The sequence below is a fragment of the Sphingomonas sp. PP-CC-3A-396 genome, from assembly GCF_004343105.1.
Lineage (GTDB): Bacteria > Pseudomonadota > Alphaproteobacteria > Sphingomonadales > Sphingomonadaceae > Sphingomonas.
This window is the reverse complement of record NZ_SLYF01000007.1, coordinates 129,746-149,491: the sequence shown is the minus strand read 5'-3', so window position 1 is coordinate 149,491 and position 19,746 is coordinate 129,746. Positions and strand designations below refer to the sequence as shown.

At 66.3% G+C, this 19,746-nt stretch carries 17 protein-coding genes and 1 tRNA gene; 7 read left to right on the top strand and 11 right to left on the bottom strand.

Going from position 1 to position 19,746, the window contains the following annotated elements; genetic code table 11:
* Window positions 1–40: 40 nt before the first annotated feature.
* From C8J40_RS14730 to C8J40_RS14715, 4 genes are all read left to right on the top strand, one after another.
* Window positions 41–2,038 (top strand): lytic transglycosylase domain-containing protein, encoded by a 1,998-nt coding sequence (locus tag C8J40_RS14730; protein ID WP_132897659.1) that lies wholly within the window; start codon window positions 41–43, stop codon window positions 2,036–2,038.
* A 235-nt stretch (window positions 2,039–2,273) separates the two neighbouring features.
* Entirely contained in the window at window positions 2,274–2,750 is a 477-nt protein-coding gene (greB, locus tag C8J40_RS14725; protein ID WP_132897658.1) for a transcription elongation factor GreB, read from the top strand.
* A gap of 236 nt (window positions 2,751–2,986) precedes the next feature.
* Window positions 2,987–3,367, top strand: coding sequence for a DoxX family protein (locus C8J40_RS14720; protein WP_132897657.1), 381 nt, complete (start codon window positions 2,987–2,989; stop codon window positions 3,365–3,367).
* 10 nt (window positions 3,368–3,377) lie between these two features.
* The gene (locus C8J40_RS14715; RefSeq protein WP_132897656.1) at window positions 3,378–4,142 is read left to right on the top strand and encodes an NYN domain-containing protein; all 765 of its coding nucleotides are present in this window, start codon (window positions 3,378–3,380) and stop codon (window positions 4,140–4,142) included.
* Between the two features lie 164 nt (window positions 4,143–4,306).
* Here the strand turns inward: C8J40_RS14715 and C8J40_RS14710 are convergent, their stop codons facing one another.
* The 6 genes from C8J40_RS14710 to C8J40_RS14685 form a co-directional block, all read right to left on the bottom strand.
* Window positions 4,307–5,692: an MATE family efflux transporter gene (locus C8J40_RS14710; RefSeq protein ID WP_243693421.1), complete on the bottom strand. Its 1,386-nt coding sequence runs from the start codon at window positions 5,690–5,692 to the stop codon at window positions 4,307–4,309.
* Between the two features lie 579 nt (window positions 5,693–6,271).
* The gene (locus tag C8J40_RS14705) at window positions 6,272–9,220 is read right to left on the bottom strand and encodes a valine--tRNA ligase (protein ID WP_132897654.1); all 2,949 of its coding nucleotides are present in this window, start codon (window positions 9,218–9,220) and stop codon (window positions 6,272–6,274) included.
* Window positions 9,221–9,273: 53 nt separating this feature from the next.
* A complete protein-coding gene (locus tag C8J40_RS14700) occupies window positions 9,274–10,878 on the bottom strand; it encodes a histidine kinase famiy protein (protein WP_132897653.1) in 1,605 nt (534 codons plus the stop codon).
* A 221-nt stretch (window positions 10,879–11,099) separates the two neighbouring features.
* Window positions 11,100–11,705 carry a DUF2497 domain-containing protein gene (locus C8J40_RS14695; RefSeq protein ID WP_347342870.1) on the bottom strand — a complete coding sequence of 202 codons (606 nt, stop codon included), beginning with the start codon at window positions 11,703–11,705 and terminating at the stop codon, window positions 11,100–11,102.
* Between the two features lie 26 nt (window positions 11,706–11,731).
* Complete coding sequence (locus C8J40_RS14690) at window positions 11,732–13,261, bottom strand: TolC family outer membrane protein (protein WP_132897783.1); 1,530 nt, start codon at window positions 13,259–13,261, stop codon at window positions 11,732–11,734.
* Window positions 13,262–13,269: 8 nt separating this feature from the next.
* Window positions 13,270–13,950, bottom strand: a complete 681-nt coding sequence (locus tag C8J40_RS14685; RefSeq protein WP_132897652.1) for a protein-L-isoaspartate O-methyltransferase — start codon at window positions 13,948–13,950, stop codon at window positions 13,270–13,272.
* A gap of 435 nt (window positions 13,951–14,385) precedes the next feature.
* Between C8J40_RS14685 and C8J40_RS14680 the strand changes: the two genes are divergently transcribed.
* Window positions 14,386–14,459 (top strand) — tRNA-Cys (locus C8J40_RS14680).
* Between the two features lie 288 nt (window positions 14,460–14,747).
* Here the strand turns inward: C8J40_RS14680 and C8J40_RS14675 are convergent.
* Complete coding sequence (locus C8J40_RS14675) at window positions 14,748–15,176, bottom strand: (deoxy)nucleoside triphosphate pyrophosphohydrolase (RefSeq protein ID WP_132897651.1); 429 nt, start codon at window positions 15,174–15,176, stop codon at window positions 14,748–14,750.
* 31 nt (window positions 15,177–15,207) lie between these two features.
* On the opposite strand from C8J40_RS14675, the gene C8J40_RS14670 reads away from it, so the two are divergent.
* Both C8J40_RS14670 and C8J40_RS14665 read left to right on the top strand, forming a co-directional pair.
* A complete protein-coding gene (locus C8J40_RS14670) occupies window positions 15,208–15,411 on the top strand; it encodes a Flp family type IVb pilin (protein WP_243693408.1) in 204 nt (67 codons plus the stop codon).
* A 147-nt stretch (window positions 15,412–15,558) separates the two neighbouring features.
* A complete protein-coding gene (locus C8J40_RS14665; RefSeq protein WP_132897650.1) occupies window positions 15,559–15,723 on the top strand; it encodes a Flp family type IVb pilin in 165 nt (54 codons plus the stop codon).
* A gap of 96 nt (window positions 15,724–15,819) precedes the next feature.
* Here the strand turns inward: C8J40_RS14665 and C8J40_RS14660 are convergent, their stop codons facing one another.
* Genes C8J40_RS14660 through C8J40_RS20920 form a run of 4 tightly spaced genes read right to left on the bottom strand, consistent with a single transcriptional unit; the run spans window position 15,820 to window position 19,654 of the window.
* Window positions 15,820–16,767, bottom strand: a complete 948-nt coding sequence (locus C8J40_RS14660; RefSeq protein ID WP_132897649.1) for an acetyl-CoA carboxylase carboxyltransferase subunit alpha — start codon at window positions 16,765–16,767, stop codon at window positions 15,820–15,822.
* A 31-nt stretch (window positions 16,768–16,798) separates the two neighbouring features.
* Window positions 16,799–17,698, bottom strand: a complete 900-nt coding sequence (locus C8J40_RS14655; protein ID WP_277983004.1) for a tyrosine-type recombinase/integrase — start codon at window positions 17,696–17,698, stop codon at window positions 16,799–16,801.
* On the bottom strand, window positions 17,695–19,536 hold the full coding sequence (locus C8J40_RS14650; protein ID WP_243693407.1) for a hypothetical protein: 1,842 nt from the start codon (window positions 19,534–19,536) through the stop codon (window positions 17,695–17,697). Before C8J40_RS14650 ends, C8J40_RS14655 begins: the two co-directional genes overlap by 4 nt.
* Window positions 19,520–19,654 carry a hypothetical protein gene (locus C8J40_RS20920; protein WP_267904487.1) on the bottom strand — a complete coding sequence of 45 codons (135 nt, stop codon included), beginning with the start codon at window positions 19,652–19,654 and terminating at the stop codon, window positions 19,520–19,522. Before C8J40_RS20920 ends, C8J40_RS14650 begins: the two co-directional genes overlap by 17 nt.
* Between the last annotated feature and the right edge of the window lie 92 nt (window positions 19,655–19,746).

Here is a 19,746-nt window from a genome sequence, read left to right as displayed (position 1 = left end):
CGTTCAGGACAGATACGGGTTCGGAGCGTATGCTGTCCACATGGTAGCATCGATGTTTAAAACGAGCCTTCTCCTTGCAGTCGTGGCGGGGACGGTCGCCGCGTCGGGAGGCGGGCAGCAGACGCTGGATCGCTACAGCACGCAGCTTGCCAATATGGGTCCCAATGCGCAGCCGATGGCGACCGATGGTGCGATCGCCTCGACCATTGCGCAGTGGCGGGCGTTGCAGCAGACCGATGCGCTGCCGTTCGACAACTATGCGGGTTTCCTTATGGCGCATCCCGGCTGGCCGAACGAGACGGCCAACCGGCGGGCGGCAGAGCGCAAGGCGGCGACCGGATCGCCGACGAGCGTCGTTGCGTTTTTCCGTCGTTATCCACCGCAATCGGCGTCGGGCGGTGTCGCCTATGCGCGGGCTTTGCAAGGGACGGGCGCGCGGGATCAGGCTTATGCGGCGGTGCGGACGGCGTGGCGGAGCGCCGGCCTGACGCCGACCGACGAGGCGATGGTCGTGTCGGGCTTTCCGGGTGCGCTGACGCCGGACGATCAGGATGCGCGGATGGATGCGCTGTTGTGGGCGGGCCAGACCGGCGCGGCGCAGCGGCAATTGGTGTGGACGAGTGCTGCGCGGCGGCCGATCTTCGAGGCGCGGCTCGCGTTCCGGACGAATGCGCCGAACGCGTCGGATATCTCGGCCTCGACGCAGACGCTGTATGCGAACGACGCGGGGTATGTCGCGGACCGGGCGCAGTGGTTGCGCAATTCGGGCGCCAGTCCTTCGGCGCGTGCGTGGCTGGCGCGGCCCCGGTCATTGGTGACGCGGCCGGGCAATGCCGCCGAATGGTATGAGGTGCTCGTCACCAACGCGAACGGCGCGGCGAACGACGGGCAATATCAGGTCGCCTACGACATCGCGCGGCAGATCGACGATGCGTATCCCTATGGCGCGGATATCGCGGCGAAATCCTATGCCGAGCGCGACGAATATACCAACCTCGCCTGGCTCGGCGGGCGGGTAGCGATGAAGCAGCTGGGGCGACCGGCGGATGCGATGACGCTGTTCGACCGGTACGCGCGCGGCTCGCGCTCGCCTCAGGTGCGGTCGAAGGGGTATTACTGGGCGGGACGCGCGGCGGAGGCGGCGGGGTTGGCGCCTCAGGCTGCGGCGTTCTACGGCCAGGCGGCTGGATATCGCGATCAATATTACGGGCAGCTGGCGAACGAGCGCACCGGCCGCGCGCTGGTCGCGCCGCCGTCGGTCGCTTCGGTGGCGATCGATCCGGCGACGCGCGCGGCGTTCGATCGGCGCGAGACGGTGCGCGCGGTCAAGTTCCTCGGGCAGATCGGTGATTGGCAGGACCAGACCGCGTTCGTCCGCCAGATCGCAGCGGATGCGACGACCGACACCGATCACTTGCTCGCCGCCGAACTGTCGAAGAGCATCAACCGGCCGGACCTCGGCGTGATGGTCGGGCGGAGTGCGCTGGCTAACGGGCTCAGCGATTATTCCGCGGTGGGCTTCCCGATGGTCGCGGTGCCGGCAGGGTATGAGGATAACTGGACGATCATCCACGCGATCTCGCGGCAGGAGAGCCAGTTCGATCGTGCCGCGGTGAGCCACGCCGGCGCGCGCGGGCTGATGCAGCTGATGCCGGCGACCGCGCGCGAGCAGTCGGGGAAGATCGGCCTCGCGTACAACCAGGCGGCGCTGACGACCGATCCGAACATGTCGATCATGCTGGGCTCGAGCTATTTCCAGCGAGTCTACGCCAATTACGGCAGTTATCCGCTCGCGGTGGCGGCGTATAATGCGGGCGGCGGCAACGTGAACAAATGGCTCCGCGCGAACGGCGACCCGCGGACCGGGGCGGTCGACATGGTCGATTGGGTCGAGGCGATCCCGTACCAGGAGACGCGCAACTATGTGCAGCGCGTGTTGGAGAATGCGGTGGTGTACGACCTGATGAACCCCGCGCGGGCGAAGAGCCGGGGGGCGGCTCGACTCTCGTGGTATCTAGGGAAGAACCGGCCGGGCTGATCACTTAGTTGATCCCTTAAGAGTGTTCCCCGCCGCAAACACTCGTCACCCCAGCGAAAGCTGGGGTATCCCGGCTGTCGGTCGGACTGGAGCCGCGGGAGACCCCAGCTTTCGCTGGGGTGACGAGCGTTGCTACCGAGATGACGGGTGTTGCGGTCGATGTGACGGACGTTGCGGTCAAGAAGACGGTTGTTCCGGCTAGGGTGACCGATCTCGAGGCGGTATAGCCTTGTGCATGGATCGCCCGAACTACATCACCCCTGCCGGCTACACCGTACTCCGCACAGAATACGAGCAACTCCTGTCGACCGAGCGCCCCGCCCTGGTCGAAGTCATATCCTGGGCCGCCGGCAATGGCGACCGCTCGGAAAACGGCGACTATATCTACGGCCGCAAACGCCTGCGCGAGATCGACCGCCGGCTCGGCTGGCTGTCGAAGCGCATGAAGGCGGCCAAGGTCGTCGATCCCGCCACCCAGGAAGACCGCTCGCGCGTGTGGTTCGGTGCGTGCGTGACCGTCGCAGACGAGGATGATGCCGAGCGCATCCTGACGCTGGTCGGCGACGACGAGACCGATGCGAGCAACGGGCGGATCGGCTGGAATTCGCCGTTCGCGCGGGCCTTGCGTGGCGCCGCGATCGGAGATGTGCGGCGCGTGGATTTGCCCGCCGGCGAGCGCGAATATGAGGTGATGGCGATCGCCTACCCCTGACCTTGCGATCCTCCCCCGCAAGGGGGAGGTGTCGCCGAAGGTGACGGAGGGGGCGGACGCACAACAGTGGTCACCCCTTACCTCCCCCTCCGTCTGGCAAGCGCCAGCCACCTCCCCCTAGCGGGGGAGGATCGTGAGAGCGCCTCCCGTCAACGATCCGTTTCGATCTACACGAATTGACCTCGCGCCGCCCCCGTGTGACGTTTCGCCCACGCAACGACACTCGAGGAAACCCCATGCCGATACCCGCCATCTGGTCCAGCCGCCTACTCAGCGTCATGCGCATCGTCGTCGCGCTGGTGTTCTTCAGTCACGGCATCTCGAAATTCTTCGGCCTGCCGCCCTTCCCGATGCCGATGAACCCGTTGCTGACGGTCGCGGGGGCGCTCGAGGTCGTCGGCGGCGGCCTGCTGATCGTCGGCCTGTTCACGCGGCCGGTCGCGTTCGTGCTGTCGGGCATGTCCGCGGTCGCGTATTTCATGGCGCACATGCCGAAGGGCCCCTTCCCGATCGCCAATGGCGGCGAGGCGGCGGTGCTCTACTGCTTCGTGTTCCTGTACCTTGCCGCGGCCGGTGGCGGCGTCTGGAGCGTGGACGCGCAGCGCGGGCGCGGCTAACCTTGCGCCCATGATCGATACCACAACGCGCAACGTCGCCCTCCTGATCGACGCGGACAATGCGTCCGCGGCGACCCTCGACCCGGTGCTGACCGTCCTTGCCGAGCTCGGCACGGTCAACGTCCGGCGGGTCTATGGCAACTGGTCGAAGCCCGCGCTAAAGGCGTGGAGCGACATGTCGATCAAGCACGGCATCGAGCCGCAGCAGCAGTTCGACCTGACCAAGGGCAAGAACGCGACCGACATGAAGATGACGATCGACGCGATGGACCTGCTGTTCCGCGGGCGCATCGACGGGTTCGGGATCATGTCGTCGGACAGCGATTTCATGCCACTCGCGACGCGCATCCGGCAGGATGGGATACCGGTATACGGCTTCGGCACCAGCCGCACGCCCGAGGGGTTCCGCCAAGCGTGCACGCGGTTCATCGACGTCGGCGCGCTGAACGAGACGTCGCAGGCGATGCCCGCGCCGGCGCCGGCCCCCGTCGCTGGCGAGAAGGCAGCCACACCGGCCCCGGTCGCTCGGCCGAAGACCGCGCAGCCGATCGACGAGCAGGTGATCAAGCTGCTGATCGACGCGTACAACGCGGTGAAGCGCGACGAGAAGGGCTATGCCAGCGTCGCCGAACTCGGCCAGCTCGCCGGCAACCGCTCAAGCTTCGATGCACGGAACTACGGGTTCAACCGATTGTCGGACCTGATCGAGACGATCCCCAACTTCCAGCACGAACGTCGCGAAGGTGGGCGTTCGTTCGTGAAACGGCTGCGGTAAACACTTCACACTTAACAAGAAAGTGCACCTTCCCGGCGAAGGCCGGGGCCTAGTTGGGGAACGTTGCTCAACCGAGCGCCGCGCTTAGTTACTGCAACCTTTCCAACTGGACCCCGGCCTCCGCCGGGGAGGTGGCCTTGATCTAGCGAGGCCAAATTTCGGACTCACCCGGTAGGCTGCAACCGCCCGCCCGGCTCGCTCATACCGTGCGCCTGTTCCTCGCTGTCGTCCGGCACGACCAGAGCGCCCTTGCGCCAGTTCCCGTAGCGATAATACCACGCCGCGATCGCCAGCGTCGCGAGCGACCCGAGCGGAAAGCTCCACCACAAGGCGTCCGCCCCGAGCCACGGTTTCGCGAGCAGCGCGAAGCCGATCCGCACCGGATACAGCGCAACGATCAGCGCGATCAGCGGTGCGATCACTGCGCCGTTCGCGCGAACGGTCGAGAACAACACCATCGTCATGCCGAACAGGATGAAGTTCCAGCTCGCGATCAGCTGGATATGCCGTGCGATCGGCAGTGCCGGGCTGTCGCTGCCGATGAACAGCGTCATCACGGGGCGGTCGAACAGGATGACCACACCGACCATCGCGCCGGTCAGCGCGATGTTGATGAGCAGGCCGTACTTCGTGATGTCGCCGATCCGGTCCCAACGGCCAGCTCCAATATTCTGAGCCGCCATCGAACTGACCGCCGCGCCGATCGCCAGCGCGGGCATCTGGATATACGTCCACAGCTGTTGCGACACGGCATAGGCCGCCGCGGTGTCGACGCCGAGCCGGTTGACCAGCCCGACCATCGCGAGACCGGCAGTCGACATGACGAGCATCTGCGCGCCCATCGGCAGGCCCTTCCGCACGATCGTCCCGGTCAGCGCGCGCTCAGGGATGAGGTAGCGGAGTTCGTTGCCGCGAAGCCGCAGCGGTAGGTCGCGCTTGTAGATGTAGATAATCAGCCCGAGCAACGAGACGTGGCTGGCGACCAAAGTCGCCATTGCCGAGCCGGCGATCCCCATCTGCGGGAACGGGCCGATACCGGCGATCAACAGTGGATTGAGCCCGCTGTCGAGGATCGCGCTGAGCAGCATGAACCAGAGCGGCGTCATCGAATCGCCGGTGCCGCGCAGGCCCATCATCAGCAGCACCATCATCATCGACGCGGGCAGCCCGAGGAAGATCACGCGGAGGTACGCGAGCGCGAGCGGCATGGCGTCGCCGGGGGTGGCGAGCAGGTGGAGGATCTCGGGCGCGAACACCCAGCCGAGCGCGGCAATGACGATCGCCCCGCCGAGCACGAGGCCGACCGCGGACCCGAACGCCCGGCGCGCGCCCTCCAGATCGCGCCGGCCGAAGCTCTGACCGACCAGGATCGTCGCCGCCATGCCGAACCCAAACACCGCGCCGAAGGTGAGGAACATGATGATGTTGGCGTTCGAGGTGGCGGCGAGTGCGCCCTCGCCGAGATAGCGTCCGACCCAGATCGCGTTGATCGAGCCGTTGAGCGATTGCAGGATGTTCGAGCCGAGCGTCGGGAGCGCGAACGCGAGCAGCGTGCGGCCGATGTGGCCGGTGGTGAGGTCGCGCTGGCTGGGTTTGCTGCGGGGGGGGGCGGGCTTTGCGCTGGATGGGTCCTGGGAAACGGCGCTGGCTTCGACGTCGGATGGAAGGTCGCTCACTCAGTCTCTCCGTTAGGCCGAACTCGGTCCGGCAACCACCCGCGAACGGTCAGGCGCCCTGCCATGTCCACTGCCTAGTCGCGGAGTGAACTCCGGAACAAGCCGGTAGGTCCCGCGCGGTGCCAGCGGGCCGTGTTTCCCCGCGAAGGCGGGGACCCAGCCTGGGCTCCCGCCTTCGCGGGAGAACAACGAAGGGGTGACATGGCCAGCCCACACAATCCAGCGCCCCACCCAAACCGTCACTCCAGCGAAAACTGGGGTATCCCCGTTGTCGGGTAGCCGTTGCGTTTGCTCACCGGGATACCCCAGCTTTCGCTGGGGTGACGGACGGACGGACGGATGGTCGGACGAACGGACGAACGGACGGATGGTCGGACGTACGGGCGGATGGTTGGTTAGCGCGGGGCGCTGTCCAACCACGCAATCCCCTCCCGCCTACGGGAGGGGAGCAGGTTAGCCCAGGCGTCCGAGTGCCGCCTGCAACCGTGCGGCTTCGGCAGCTTTGTCGGCGTGATCCGCCTTGGCCTTCTCGACCGCTTCGGGCTTGGCGCGCTCGACGAAGCTGGCATTGCCTAGCCGGCCGGACAGCGCGTCGCGCTCCTTCTCTGCCGCCGCGATCGCCTTGGTCAGGCGGGCGCGTTCGGAGTCGAGGTCAATCACGCCTTCTAGCGGCAGGACGAACGTCGCCTCGTCGACGACGACCTGCGCCGCACCGCCGGTGGCTTCGCCGTCGGCATGCGTGACGCGGGCGAGACGCGCGAGTGCCGGCGCTTGGCGTTCGAGCCGCGCGAGCGTCGTTTCATTCGCATCGCGGACGTGGAGCGGCAGGCGCGTGCCCGGGGGCACGTTCAGTTCGTTGCGCGCGGTGCGGATTTCCTGAACCAGACTGATGAGCCAGTCGACTTCCTTGCTCGCCTCGGGATCGAGCGCGCGAGCGTCCGCCATTGGCCATTTCGCGACGATCAGATCGTGATCGCGCGGGTGGGCGGGGTCGGCCATCGCGTGCCACAGTTCCTCGGTGATGAACGGCATGAACGGGTGGAGCAGCACCAGGATCTGGTCGAGCACCCAGCCGGCGACCGCCTTCGATTCGTCGTCGATCTGGCCGCGCTCGTCGCCGACCATCTGCGGCTTGATCAGTTCGAGATACCAGTCGCAGAAGCGGCTCCACGCGAACTGGTAGATCGCGTTGGCGGCGCCGTCGAAGCGGTAGTCGGCGAGCGCGAGGTCGACCGTCTGGACGGTCGCGATCGTCTCGGCGATGATCCACTTGTTGACGGCCAGTTCCGCGCGCGGTGCCTCCAGCGTCGTGCTGGCGACGATGCCGTTGGCCTGCGCGAACCGCGCGGCGTTCCACAGCTTGGTGGCGAAGTTGCGATAGCCCTCGACGCGCTTCTCATCCATCTTGATGTCGCGGCCCTGGCTTTCCATCGCCGCCATGAAGAAGCGCAGCGCGTCGGCGCCGTACTGGTCGATCAGCCCGAGCGGGTTGACGACGTTGCCCTTCGACTTCGACATCTTCGCGCCATCGGCGGCGCGGACCAGGCCGTGGAGGTAGAGCGTACGGAACGGCACGTCCTTCATGAAGTGCAGCCCCTGCATCATCATCCGCGCGTTCCAGAAGAACAGGATGTCAAAGCCGGAAATCAGCACGTCGTTCGGGTAGCGCCCGCCGAGCTGGCCTCCCCGCCCGCTTGCGGGAGGGGATTGAGGGGTGGGCTCGCGCTCACCTTCAGACGCAGCGTTCGAGGTGAGCGCGTGCCCACCCCCGGCCCCTCCCGCTTGCGGGAGGGGGGAAGATTCACCCGTCCAGCCAAGCGTGGCGAAAGGCCAGAGGGCTGACGAGAACCAAGTGTCGAGGACGTCGGTATCTCGCACAAGATAGACGGTGTCGTTCGTCGCGCGAGGAAAGCGATCATCAACAACAATCTTGTACTGATCGCCATACGCAGCCTGCGCCGCCGCGATTGCTTCCTCTTCAGTCAGGGCGACGAAAGACTCATTTTGCCCCGAGATGGTCTCAACTAGCCGTCCGTCCGCATCTACATTGTGATCAATGTAGCTAACCAAACCGTTCGCATCGCGTGCTGGCCCGAACCACGCGGGGATCTGGTGGCCCCACCACAATTGACGCGACACGCACCAGGGCTGGATGTTGTCCATCCAGTTGAAGAACGTCTTCTCCCACGTCTTCGGGACGATATCGATCGCGCCGGTGCGCACCGCCTCGATTGCCGGCTGGGCGAGCGTCTTGGCGTCGACATACCATTGGTCGGTCAGCCACGGCTCAATCACCACGCCCGAGCGGTCGCCATAAGGAGTCTGGATCGTGCGTGGCTCGGCGTCGTGCTCCTCGCCGTCCTTGTCGATATGCGCGATCAGGAAGCCTTCTTCCTTGAGCTGCGCGACGACCATCTTGCGCGCTTCGTCGGTCGGCTTTCCGATAAACTTGTCCGGGATCAGACCGTCGGATACCTGGACGACGCGCGCCTTGGCATCGAGCATGTTGAGCATCGAGCCCGCAGCCATCCCTGCCCGCTTGCCGACCTCGAAATCGTTGAAGTCGTGGCCTGGCGTGATCTTGACCGCGCCCGAGCCGAGTTCGGGATCGGCATGATCGTCGGCGATGATCGGGATCAAACGCCCGGTGATCGGCAGCTTTACCTGCTTGCCGATGAGCATGGTGTAACGCGCGTCCGACGCGTTCACGGCCACGGCCATGTCGGCCAGCATCGTCTCGGGGCGCGTGGTCGCAACCTCGATGAAGCCAGAGCCGTCTGCCAGCGGATAGCGCAGGTGCCAGAAGCTGCCCTTGATCTCGCGCGTCTCGACTTCGAGGTCGCTGATTGCGGTGCCGAGGCCGGGATCCCAGTTCACCAGGCGCTTGTCGCGGTAGAGCAGCCCCTGCTTGTGCAGGTCGACGAACACCTTCAGGACGGCCTTCGAGAAGCCCTCGTCCATCGTGAAGCGCTCGTTCGCCCAGTCCATCGAGCAGCCGAGCCGGCGGAGCTGCTGCGTGATCTCGCCGCCGCTCTCTTCCTTCCACGCCCAGACCTTCGCCACGAACTCCTCGCGCGTCAGGTCGGTACGCTTCTGGGGAGGAACAGCCGCCCCCATCTGCCGCTCGACCACCATCTGCGTCGCGATGCCCGCGTGATCGGTGCCGACCACCCACAACGCATCCTCGCCCTTCAGCCGCGCATGGCGCGTGAGGATATCTTGCAGCGTGTTGTCGAGCGCATGACCGATGTGCAGCGAGCCCGTCACGTTGGGCGGCGGGTTGACGATCGTCCACGGCTCGGCGTTCGGACGGTCGGGACGGAACTGGCCGCTCGCCTCCCAATGCGCGTACCAGCGCGATTCGATGGAGGCCGGGTCGAAGGTTTTGGGAAGCTCGCTCATGCGCAGAGCCTTAGCGAGCGTCCCCGTACTAGACCAGTGTCAGGTGCGCCATGTCAGGTACGGGCGCCGGGTTTGTCGAGCACCTGACGGATCCGCTCGTTCAACTCATTACGCCGGTACGGCTTGCGGATCAGCTCGAACGACCGGCTACCCTCGTCGATCGCCTCGTCCGCGAACCCGGTGGTCAGCAGCACCGCGGTATGCGGATAATCGCGCCGCACCGACTGCGCGAGCGCAACGCCGTTCATCCCGCCGGGCATCAGGATATCGGTGAACAGCAGCTTGAAGTCCGAATCGTTCGCCAGCGTGTCGAGCGCACCGCGTGCGCTGTTCACCAGTACGACCTCGTAGCCGAGATCCTCGAGAATGGTGCGGCCAAGCTCGCCGACCTCGATCTGGTCCTCGACCATCAGCACGCGCTCGGCGCCACCGGTGCGCGGTGCGACCGGGCCTGCGGGCTTGCGCTCGACCGCACCACTAGCGCGCGGGAAATACAGCGAGAATTCCGCACCGCCGCCCGCCCCGTTGCGCACCGTGGCGAGGCCGCCCGACTGGCGCATGAAGCCGTACACCATGGCGAGGCCGAGCCCGGCGCCCTTGCCCATTTCCTTGGTGGTGTAGAATGGTTCGAACAGCTTGTCGGCGATCGTCAGGTCGACACCCGGGCCGTCGTCGCAGATGCTGACCACGACATATTCGCCGGGTTCGAGCTTGGCGACGCTCGCATCCTCGGGCAGCACCGCGTTGCGCGTAGCGATCGTGACCGTCCCCGCGCCGCCGGTCGCATCGCGCGCGTTGGCGGTGATGTTGAGCAGCGCCATCTCGGCCTGGACCGGATCAACGCGGCAATTCCACAGATCATTGGCAAGGTCGCGCCTGAGCGTGATGCCGCTGCCGATGCTGCGCTCCAAAATCGTGCGGAAATCGCCAATCAACTGATTGAGGTTCATCAGCCGATCACGCAATTCCTGTTTGCGTGCAAACGCGAGCAGCTGCTGCGTCAAAGTCGCCGCACGGGTCGCCGAGGTCGAAATCGCATCGACCGCGCGGCGTGCCGACCGATCGTCAGGATCGATCCGCGCGTCGAGAATATCGGCATAGCCCTGGATGACCTGCAACAGATTGTTGAAATCATGCGCGATGCCGCCGGTCAGCTTGCCGACGGCCTCCATCCGCTGTGCTTCATGCAACGCTTCCTCGGCTTCACGCCGCCGGGAAATATCGAGCTGACTGGCGAAGAAATATTTGAGATTGCCGTCTTCGCCGAACACCGGCGACACGAACAGCGCGTTCCAGAAGGTCGAGCCGTTCTTGCGGTAGTTGAGGATCTCGACCGCAACCTCTTCGCGCTTGGCGATGGCGGCGCGCACTTCGGCGACGGCGGCGCGATCGGTTTCGGGGCCCTGCAGGAAGCGGCAGTTGCGGCCGAGGATCTCATCCTGCGAATAGCCGCTCATGAACGAGAACGCCTCGTTGCAGAAGATGATTGGATTGTCGTCGCGGTGCGGATCGGTGACCACCATCGGCATCCGCGTCGTCTTCACCGCGGCGAAGAAGATATCACTGCCGGCCTCAGCGGGCGAAAAATCGTTCCGTCCGCCGTGCGATGCGGGGCGGTCGGGCTTCTCAGCGGGCACGATGATCTCGGTTTCGGACATGCGTGCCAAACCCGGCATCGGGCGGCGTTGTTCCGTAGCGTTTGCATCGCCGACAGGGAGACGTTCGATCCTTCCCCGCCAGGGGGCGGTGGCTGACCCTTGCCAGACGGAGGGCAGGGAAACCGCTGCTCCGTGTCCTCCCCCTCCGTCACCTTCGATGACACCTCCCCCTGGCGGGGGAGGATCGTATAGTCCCGCCGTGTCGACGGGACGGCTGGCTGTTAGGGCTGCTGGTTCATGATCTTGGCGATTTCGCGCGCGACCATGTCCTCGACCATGTGCGGCAGGTTCGCGTCGATCCATTCGCGCAACATCGGCCGGAGCATCTCGCGAACCAATCCCTCGAGCGTGCCGTCGCTGTTCGATTCGGGCTTGATTATCATCCGCGTCAACGCCTCGAGCGGCGCGCGCGTTGCAGCGGCGGTCTCGCGCGAAACAATCGACTCGGATGGTGCCTCTGCGGCGGGCTGCTGCACCTGAGGTTGCGGCTTGGACGCTGACACGCGCGGCTCGGGCGCGGCGTCGACCGAGGTCAGCACGGGGGATTTTGGCGTGCGGGGGGTACGGTCGACCATCGGCATCGGATCGCTCAGTTCGAGAACTTCGTCATCGTCCATCTCGTCGTCGAGATAGGCGGCTTCACGATAGGCGGGTGCATGACCGGCGACATCGCGGTCGGCGGGATATTGATCGACCGGTGCCGTCATCGTCCGCGCCGGACGGCGCGATCGGCCGGGCGTGTCGCCCTCTTCGGCGATGATGCGTTTGATCGACGAGAGGATTTCCTCCATCGACGGCTCGCCGTTCACGTCCCCCATCCGGACCATCCCAAACCCCGTAGCCGCGCGCACCCCTATTGGCGGCTCGGCGCATCCTTACCTGTCGTCAAGGCGGGGTTCCTGTCAACTGGCGTATCGAGCAAAGGATCGCGCTGCGGCTGGACATGCGCATCCTGTGCGGGCGATTGCGCGGTGCGCGTGCCGACCGGCACCGGCTCGCCATCGCCGCCAAAGTCCCAGATCTTGTGATGCACGCGCTGATAATTGGCGACCGGATCGTACAGCACGCCGCCATCGAGCCCGAGATCGCGCGCTTCCGCCTGCCCCATCGCGGCGAGCAGCGCAAAGCCGGCGACATACGCATCGCGCCGTGCGGTGACGAGCGTCACCTGGCTGTTGAGCAGTTCCTGCTCGGCGTTGAGGATGTCGAGGATGGTTCGCGTGCCGACGCTGTTCTCCGCGCGCACGCCTTCGAGGCTGAGCTTGTTTGCGTTGACCGCGGTCTCGGAGGACTGGATGACCTGTTCCGAGGAGCGCCAGACGGCGAAGGCAGAACGGGCCTGCGAGATCACATTGCGCTCGGTCGCGGTGACGTTCTCGATCGCGCGGCTCTGGAACGCCTCGGCCTGACGGACCTGCGCGGCGGGGCGACCGCCCTGGAACAGCGGCAGGGTCAGCGACAGTCCGGCCTGGACCGTCTTGTTGACGTTGGGGAACGTGATGACGCTGCCGTCGGCATTCGACGCCGAGCCGAGATAGTTGGTATAGGTGGCACCGCCGACCGCACTGATCTGTGGCAGACGGGTCGCCCGGGCGACACCGACATCATAGCGCGTCGCGTCACGTTCTTTCGCCGCTGCGATAAGGACCGGATTATTCTCGATCGCGACGGTTACGGCGGATGCAGGGCTGTCGGGCAGATGCGGCAAGGTCGGTGGCGTTTCGAGCGTCCCGGCGGGCGTGCCGACGTACCGGATGTAATTCTCACGGCTGGAAATCAACTGCGCCTCAGCCGACTGGAGCTGCGCACGGGCGAGGGCGAGGCGGGCTTCGGACTGTGCGACGTCGGTACGGGTCAGGTCGCCGACCTGGAATCGATCGCGGCTGGCTTGCAGGTTGACGTCGAGGACGCGGACGTTCTGCGTGTTGAGACCGACGATCGCCTCGTCGCGGATCACGTCCATGTACGCGGCGACGACGTTGGTGAAGAGATCCGCCTCGGTGCCGCGCAGCGTCGCGCGACCGGCCTCGACGCGGGTCTTGGCGGCGGCAACCGAATTGCGGACCTGCCCGCCCAGGTACAGCGGCACCGATACGTTGGCGCGCGCCGCGGCCTGACGCGGCAAGGCGGTGAAGCTGTTCGCCGCGGTTACGACGAATTCGGTGTAGTCGCCGGTTGCATTGACCGAGGGGAGCCCCGTTGCACGCGCAATCGGCACGTTCTCGTCGGTCGCGCGCAACGTGGCGCGCTGTCCGGTCAGGATCGGATTGGTGGTATATGCCTTGGCCAGCGCCTCGCGCAGCGTCTCCGCCCCCGCTGGTGCAGCGATGTAGATCAGCGCAACACTCGCAAGCAAGCGGCGGAAACGAGCGGTGCGCGGCATCATAGGGCTCAGAACCTGAAGGGTTTGGGGATGTCGAAACCGGGAAGTGCGACGCATTCGACGTCGACAAAGGCCGCCAGCGCGAACCCGCCATCGGTCTTGCGTCCCGACGCGAGCCGCGTGACGCCGCGTTCGGCGAGCCCCGAGGTGACGCGACCGCCCGAGCGGACCTGCGCGACGAGCGTATCGGGCATCGCCTCGATCGCGCCATCGACAATCAGTACGTCATAAGGGGCGCCGGCGGCGTGGCCGTCCTGCATCGGTGCCTCGACAAGCTCGACATTGTCGACCCCGGCGAGCGCCGAGCGCGCCATCGCCAGCAATGCCGGATCACTCTCGACCGCGACCACCGATCCGACGATCTCGCTGAGCACCGCGGCGGTATAGCCGGTCGCGGCACCGATCAGCAGCACGCGATCGGTCGCGGTCAGATAGGCCTCGGTCAGCAGCCGGCCGGTCGCCATCGGCAGATTAGCATAGCGCCCGCCACCGAGCGCGATCGCGGTGTCGCGGTAGGCGATCGAGCGGACGTCCTCGGGCAGGAACTGCTCGCGCGGCACGCGTGCCATCGCCGCGACCACCCGCTGGTCGTTCACTGCGTTGGTGCGCAGCTGGCTGGCGACCATCGCATGCCGCATGGTGTCGTAGGCCGAAGCGGCAGTCGCGGTATCGAGGCTCATCGTCGTCATAACCCATCCTGTCGCACAACTGTTTTAGTTGCGCAATACACTAGTTGTCGCGCCGATATGTATCGCGCGCCGACGATTGCGCCAAGTCGCAGTTGCGCGCGGCGGGTCGGAGATCGAACGATTTTGCGGTGTAGACGCCCCGCCCGCCCGTGTGACACCGAAGATGTCGCGGGCGGGACGTCGAGGGCGCATGCGGAAGACCACGGCACTACCTCTGCGACGATTCCTAGCAGCGAATGCCGCCGCCGTCGCCCAAAATGGGACGAGGGACGTTTTCGGACCGGCGCAATGCGGTCCGTGGGGTCCTGTCGTGGCGGGTCATGCGACTGGCTCGAGCATCACGCCCGCCCGCGCCGAATGAGGATAATTCGTGTCCAGCTACACGTCGTGGTTGACCGCGCTGACAAAACGACGCATTTGCGCCGTCCGCATCGAGGCCCGATGGCGGAGTGGTGACGTAGAGGACTGCAAATCCTCGCACCCGGGTTCGATTCCCGGTCGGGCCTCCAGCGGTTTTCCGTTTTAAAGCATCGACAGATAGAGCACTTCGCAGCGGCATGCGCGGGCAGTGGTGCCAGCGAACTCGTTGCGTCGAGCGGCGATTGCGCGACCGGAACGGCTCGCTCGAGAAAAGGGAATAGCTCGCGCGAGCCGCGGCTCAACACCCGCGCGGTTTTGGGACGCACGCTCGCCCATTTGACTGCGGCACGCATCGAAAGAGATCAAGACCCTATTGTCGAACGCCGAGTATGCGGAGGCCCGCTGTCGGGATTATCGCCGTTCGGTGCGTCGTTCGGTCAGATCAGTGCATCGAGCAACCCGATCAGCGGGCGATCGGCGGGCGGCATCGGCAACGCATGCATCGCACTCGGTCGCACCCAGCGCAAGGCCGTCGCCTCCAGCGCGCGTGGCACGCCCGTCCATTTCCGCGTGATGTAAAGCAGCAGCACAAGATGGCGATCACCCAGCGGCGCGCTTGCAAACGCTGCGGGGGCAAGACACGCATGCGGCACCGCGATGCCGAGTTCCTCCTCGAGCTCCCTGATCAACGCCGCCTCGGGGGTCTCACCGGGCTCGACCTTGCCTCCGGGAAATTCCCAGAGCCCGGCAAGCGACTTGCCTGGGGGGCGTTGCTGCAACAGCACGCGTCCCTCGAGATCAACCATCGCCGCTGCCACGACCGGTAAAAGGGATGGCGCGGTTGGAATGGCGCGATCGTTGGTCATTCCTTAATTTTCCTCGATTACACTGATCGTTATGAAGTCTGACAAGTCCATGCTGACGATCGCGGGTCGAACGTTGCGACGCGTCCTGCGCAATAGCCGCGGCGCGACCGCGATCGAATATGGGTTGATTCTGGCCTTCGTCGTCATCGCTCTCATTGTCGGCCTGACCAACCTTGCCGATTCGACCATCGGAATGTGGGGCAAGGTCGATACGAAGGTCGCCAACGCCCGCTGATCGCCCGCATTGAGCCTCGTGAATTACCCGACGAAATGCTCCGACCTTAAGTCTTTCTCAACTCACAACTTCTATTTGTCCTCGTGCTGATCCGGCCTGTCCGGTCCAGCCGGGTGACACTGAAGCAATCCAACCATGGAGACCGGAATGAAGACGATCCGCAAGTTTTTCAAGAATTCCAAGGGCGCAACCGCAATCGAGTACGGCCTCATCGCCGCTCTGATCGCCGTCGCTGCCATCGCTGCAATGCAGGGCCTGGGCAACAGCCTGAACAAGACGTTCAACAACGTCGCGACTCAGCTCAACAAGTAAGCGTACCGCGATCACCATCGCGGTCGATCAGGGCGGCTGGACTTCGGTTCAGCCGCCCTTTTTATTTGTTGCGTTTCTGTCGCTGCGCCGTGACGCTTAGAGTCGGCCCATCTTCAGGAACTTGGCCTGCCGGTCTTTCCGCAGATCGGCAGGCGCGAGCGATGCGAGGTCGGTGAGCGCGGATGACAGCGCGTTGCCGAGCGACTCGATCGCCGTCGCGCGGTCGCGGTGTGCGCCACCCAGCGGCTCGCTCACGATGTCGTCGATGACGCCGAACGCCTTCAGGTCCTGCGCGGTGATCCGCATCGCTTCGGCCGCCTCGGGGGCCTTGTCCGCGGTGCGCCACAGGATCGAGGCGCAGCCTTCGGGGCTGATCACCGAATAGATCGCGTGTTCGAACATCAGCACGCGGTTGCCCGCCGCGAGCGCGACCGCGCCGCCGGAGCCGCCCTCGCCGACGATCGCCGCGACGATCGGCACGCCGGCGTTGAGGCAGGCTTCGGTCGAGCGGGCGATCGCCTCGGCCTGTCCGCGTTCTTCGGCCTGGATGCCCGGGAACGCGCCGGAGGTGTCGACCAACGTGATGATCGGCAGGCCGAATCGGTCGGCGAGTTCGACCAGACGGATCGCCTTGCGGTACCCTTCTGGCTTGCCCATGCCGAAATTGTGGCGGAGACGGCTTGCGGTATCGTCGCCCTTCTCGTGGCCGAGCACCATGACTTTCCGCCCGCGGAACGTCGCGAAGCCACCGATGATCGCCTGATCGTCGCCGAACGCGCGGTCGCCCGCGAGCGGCACGAACTCGTCGAACAGCGCGGCGACGTAATCCTTGAAGTGCGGACGCTCGGGATGACGCGCGACCTGCGTCTTCTGCCACGGCGTCAGGCGCGCGAAGGTGTCCTTCAGCAGCTTGTCGGACTTCGCCTGCAGACGGGCGATGTCGGCGGCGAGGTCGACGCTGCCTTCGGCGGCGGTGTCGCGGAGTTCGTCGATCCGGCCCTGGAGTTCGGCGATCGGTTTCTCGAAGTCGAGGAAGCTTGGCATAGGCGGCGGTTACGGCGCGGGTGCGTCCGCGTCAACGAGGTGGCAGGTCTGCTAGCGGGTGGCGGGTGTTGACGAGCTCGACGAGGCGGCTCGAATCGACATGCGTGTAGATCTCGGTGGTCGCGATATCGGCGTGGCCGAGCATCGATTGCAGTGCGCGCAGATCGGCGCCGCCGGCGAGCAAATGCGTGGCGAAGGCGTGGCGAAGGACGTGCGGGCTGATGCGATCGGGCGGGATGCCGGCCTCGGCGGCGAGCGCCTTGACGAGCTGATACAAGCGGATGCGTGAGAGATGACCTTTGCCCGAGGGGAACAGCCACAGGCGGTCGGTCGCGACATGGGTCCGCCACACCGCCACCGCCGCGCGCGCGCGGTCGGAGATCGGGACGAGGCGCTCGCGCCCGCCCTTGCCGCGCAGGATCAGGAACGGGCGATCCGGATGCACGGCGTTGCGCGGCAGGCTGACGAGCTCGGTCGCGCGCAGCCCCGAGCCGTAGAGCAACTCGAACAACGCGGAGAGCCGCAGGTCGTTGGGATCGAGCGGATCGCGCGCGGACCGCTCGGCGATCGCCGCAAACAATCGGTCGATATCGGCATGGCTTAGCACTTTGGGCAAAGTGCGCGCGGTGCCGGGTCGCGGGAGCGCCTTGCCGGGATCGTCCGCCCGGTGGCCTTCGTCGGCCAGGAACGCGAAGAAGCGGCGGAGCGAGGCGGACTTTCGCCCGACGGTCGAGCGGGACAGCGCCGACCAGCCGCCAGCGAGGGTCGCGAGTGCGTCCGCGTCCGCTTCGACCAGCCTGCCGTCGAGCACCTGCGATGCGAGCGTCAAATCGCTGCGATACGCGGCGACGGTGTTGGCCGCCGCGCCCGCTTCCGCCGCCATCATTTCGAGAAACCGGTCGATCAGCGCGCGGTCCGACGCGTGGGTCACGCCCGTGCGATGGCCTCGGCGGCGATCATTCGCGCCTCGCCGTCGAGCCCGACGCCGCGGAGCGCACCGACGATGCGGTACAGCGCTTCGGGTGGGATGTCCTTCCAACTTGCAGCCTGCATGCCGATCGCGGCGAGCACGACGACCGTCCCCGCCTGCCCGTCGCGCGCGGCCCGGTCGAGCGCACGCGTCCAGGCATTGTCCGCACCGATCCGGACGCCGAGCGACTGTGCCGCGCGTTCGATGTCGCCCGAGTTGAGACGCCCTAGGCCGGCCAGCCCCGCGAACAGCATCCTCTGCTTCAACGCCGAATCACCTTCGCCACCCGAATAGGAGGCGAGGTCGGCATAGCTCAGCCGGCGATACGCGTCGGGGTCGCTGAGCATGATCATCGCCCAGGCGTCACCCCCGGCGGGGACGGTCCCGAGCCAGCGCGCCGCGGTGCGATCAAGCCCGGCGGACAGCATGGACGCGACCAGATGATCCGCCTCGTCCTTCGCCAGAGTCGGGTTCATCCGCGCCGCCGCCCGCGCGGTCAGCACGAGGCGCGCATAGGCCGGACGCGTATCCGCCCCGCCCCACAATTGGCGCAGCGCGTTCAGCCGCGCATCGGGACTGCGATCGGCATAGGCGGTCTGGAGATCGTTGGCGGTCGCGGTCGCCGTGCTCTGCGAGTCGTAGTCGGTTGCGGCGGCAGCATAGAGATCGACCAGTGCTGCGCTGGAAAGTACGCCCTGCCCCGCCGCCGACTCCGCAGGCGCCAGCCGCGCACCGAGCGGAACTGAGGGTGACAATGCCTGCCAGTATTTCACCTGCGGACCAGCGCTCGCATAGAGATCGTCGGGCACCGCGACGCCCGTCGCCATCGCCAGACCAAACCGCCATGCGGTCAACTGATCGACGCCGTCCCACTCTATCGTCACCGCCTGACGGCCCTGCGCGCCGGCACCGACGACCTTCTGCGCGAGCAGCATGTCGACGCCGCTCGCGACATTGCGACGCTTGGCGGTCGCGATCAGCGGGGTCGCCTGCGCCGGATTGCCCGACAGCCCCGCACACATCGCCTGCGCCATCGTCCAGCCGCGCGCCGCCGCATAGCGCATCGCACCGGGTACCAGCGGACACAGTCCCGCCGGATCGCCGGTCGCCAGCGATGCGTTCATCGCGACGTCGTACAGCTTCGGCGTATAATTGTCGGTGTCGACGCTGTGCGAGACGGCGCGGGCGGCGACCGATTCGCCCATCCGCAACAACAGCCACGCGCGCTCGGCCGCGAAGTCCGCGCCGTTGGTGCGGCTCGGCGTATCGACACGCGACACCAGCGCCCGCCGCAGCAGGATCGACATCCAGCGCGACGGCAACGGCGCAGTCAGTCGGCGCATGAGCGTCTCGACATACTGGCCATCGACAGCGCCGAACGCATCGGTATCGAGCCCGCCTTCGCTCGCCATAACCGGACCGACCGTCGCGAGCGAGCGACGCGCGGACTCCGGCATCTCGTACTGCGCTAGCACGGCAGGATCGACTGGCGCAGGCGCCGCGACAGGCGGCACTGGGGGTGCGTCGCCCGGCGTCGTCGGCGGCAAAGGCTGGATCATCGCGCCCGGCTGTGCCGGTGCGGCGCTCGGCGGTGGGGTGGTCGGCTGCGATGGCCCCGTCGGACGCGTCGGCTGAGTCCCGGCTGGAGCGGTCGGGCGCGGCGCAGGCGCGGGCGTCGGCTCGCCAAACCCCGGCGGCAGGATCGATTCAGGCCGGTCCTGCCCGATTGCGGGGGCAAGCGCGACCAAGGCGCCGACGGCAACCGCCGCCGTCAGGGACGCCTTAAGAGAGGTTCGCAAGCGTCACGGCCTTTTCGACGCGGCTCTGCGGGCGCTCGGTCGCGCGCCCTGCCAGCAGGAACAGGCCGCCGACCACCACGACAAGAACGACGACGACCGAGACGATGAAACGGGACATACGACGTAACCTTGTAGTGGACGGGGAAGCGGACAAAACAGGCGCCAAGAGCTTTTGCCCTCGCGCGGTGCCGCTGTATAGCGCCCCTCACG

Coding starts and splice junctions, on each gene's coding strand:
- C8J40_RS14685 (WP_132897652.1), bottom strand. CDS start 13,950: ATGACGACGATGAGCCTCGATACCGCGACTGCCGCTTCGGCCTACGAC.
- C8J40_RS14695 (WP_347342870.1), bottom strand. CDS start 11,705: ATGGTCCGGATGGGGGACGTGAACGGCGAGCCGTCGATGGAGGAAATC.
- C8J40_RS14715 (WP_132897656.1), top strand. CDS start 3,378: ATGATCGATACCACAACGCGCAACGTCGCCCTCCTGATCGACGCGGAC.
- greB (WP_132897658.1), top strand. CDS start 2,274: ATGGATCGCCCGAACTACATCACCCCTGCCGGCTACACCGTACTCCGC.
- C8J40_RS20920 (WP_267904487.1), bottom strand. CDS start 19,654: ATGTCCCGTTTCATCGTCTCGGTCGTCGTCGTTCTTGTCGTGGTGGTC.
- C8J40_RS14700 (WP_132897653.1), bottom strand. CDS start 10,878: ATGTCCGAAACCGAGATCATCGTGCCCGCTGAGAAGCCCGACCGCCCC.
- C8J40_RS14670 (WP_243693408.1), top strand. CDS start 15,208: ATGAAGTCTGACAAGTCCATGCTGACGATCGCGGGTCGAACGTTGCGA.
- C8J40_RS14690 (WP_132897783.1), bottom strand. CDS start 13,261: ATGCCGCGCACCGCTCGTTTCCGCCGCTTGCTTGCGAGTGTTGCGCTG.
- C8J40_RS14720 (WP_132897657.1), top strand. CDS start 2,987: ATGCCGATACCCGCCATCTGGTCCAGCCGCCTACTCAGCGTCATGCGC.
- C8J40_RS14730 (WP_132897659.1), top strand. CDS start 41: ATGGTAGCATCGATGTTTAAAACGAGCCTTCTCCTTGCAGTCGTGGCG.
- C8J40_RS14660 (WP_132897649.1), bottom strand. CDS start 16,767: ATGCCAAGCTTCCTCGACTTCGAGAAACCGATCGCCGAACTCCAGGGC.
- C8J40_RS14675 (WP_132897651.1), bottom strand. CDS start 15,176: ATGACCAACGATCGCGCCATTCCAACCGCGCCATCCCTTTTACCGGTC.
- C8J40_RS14665 (WP_132897650.1), top strand. CDS start 15,559: ATGAAGACGATCCGCAAGTTTTTCAAGAATTCCAAGGGCGCAACCGCA.
- C8J40_RS14705 (WP_132897654.1), bottom strand. CDS start 9,220: ATGAGCGAGCTTCCCAAAACCTTCGACCCGGCCTCCATCGAATCGCGC.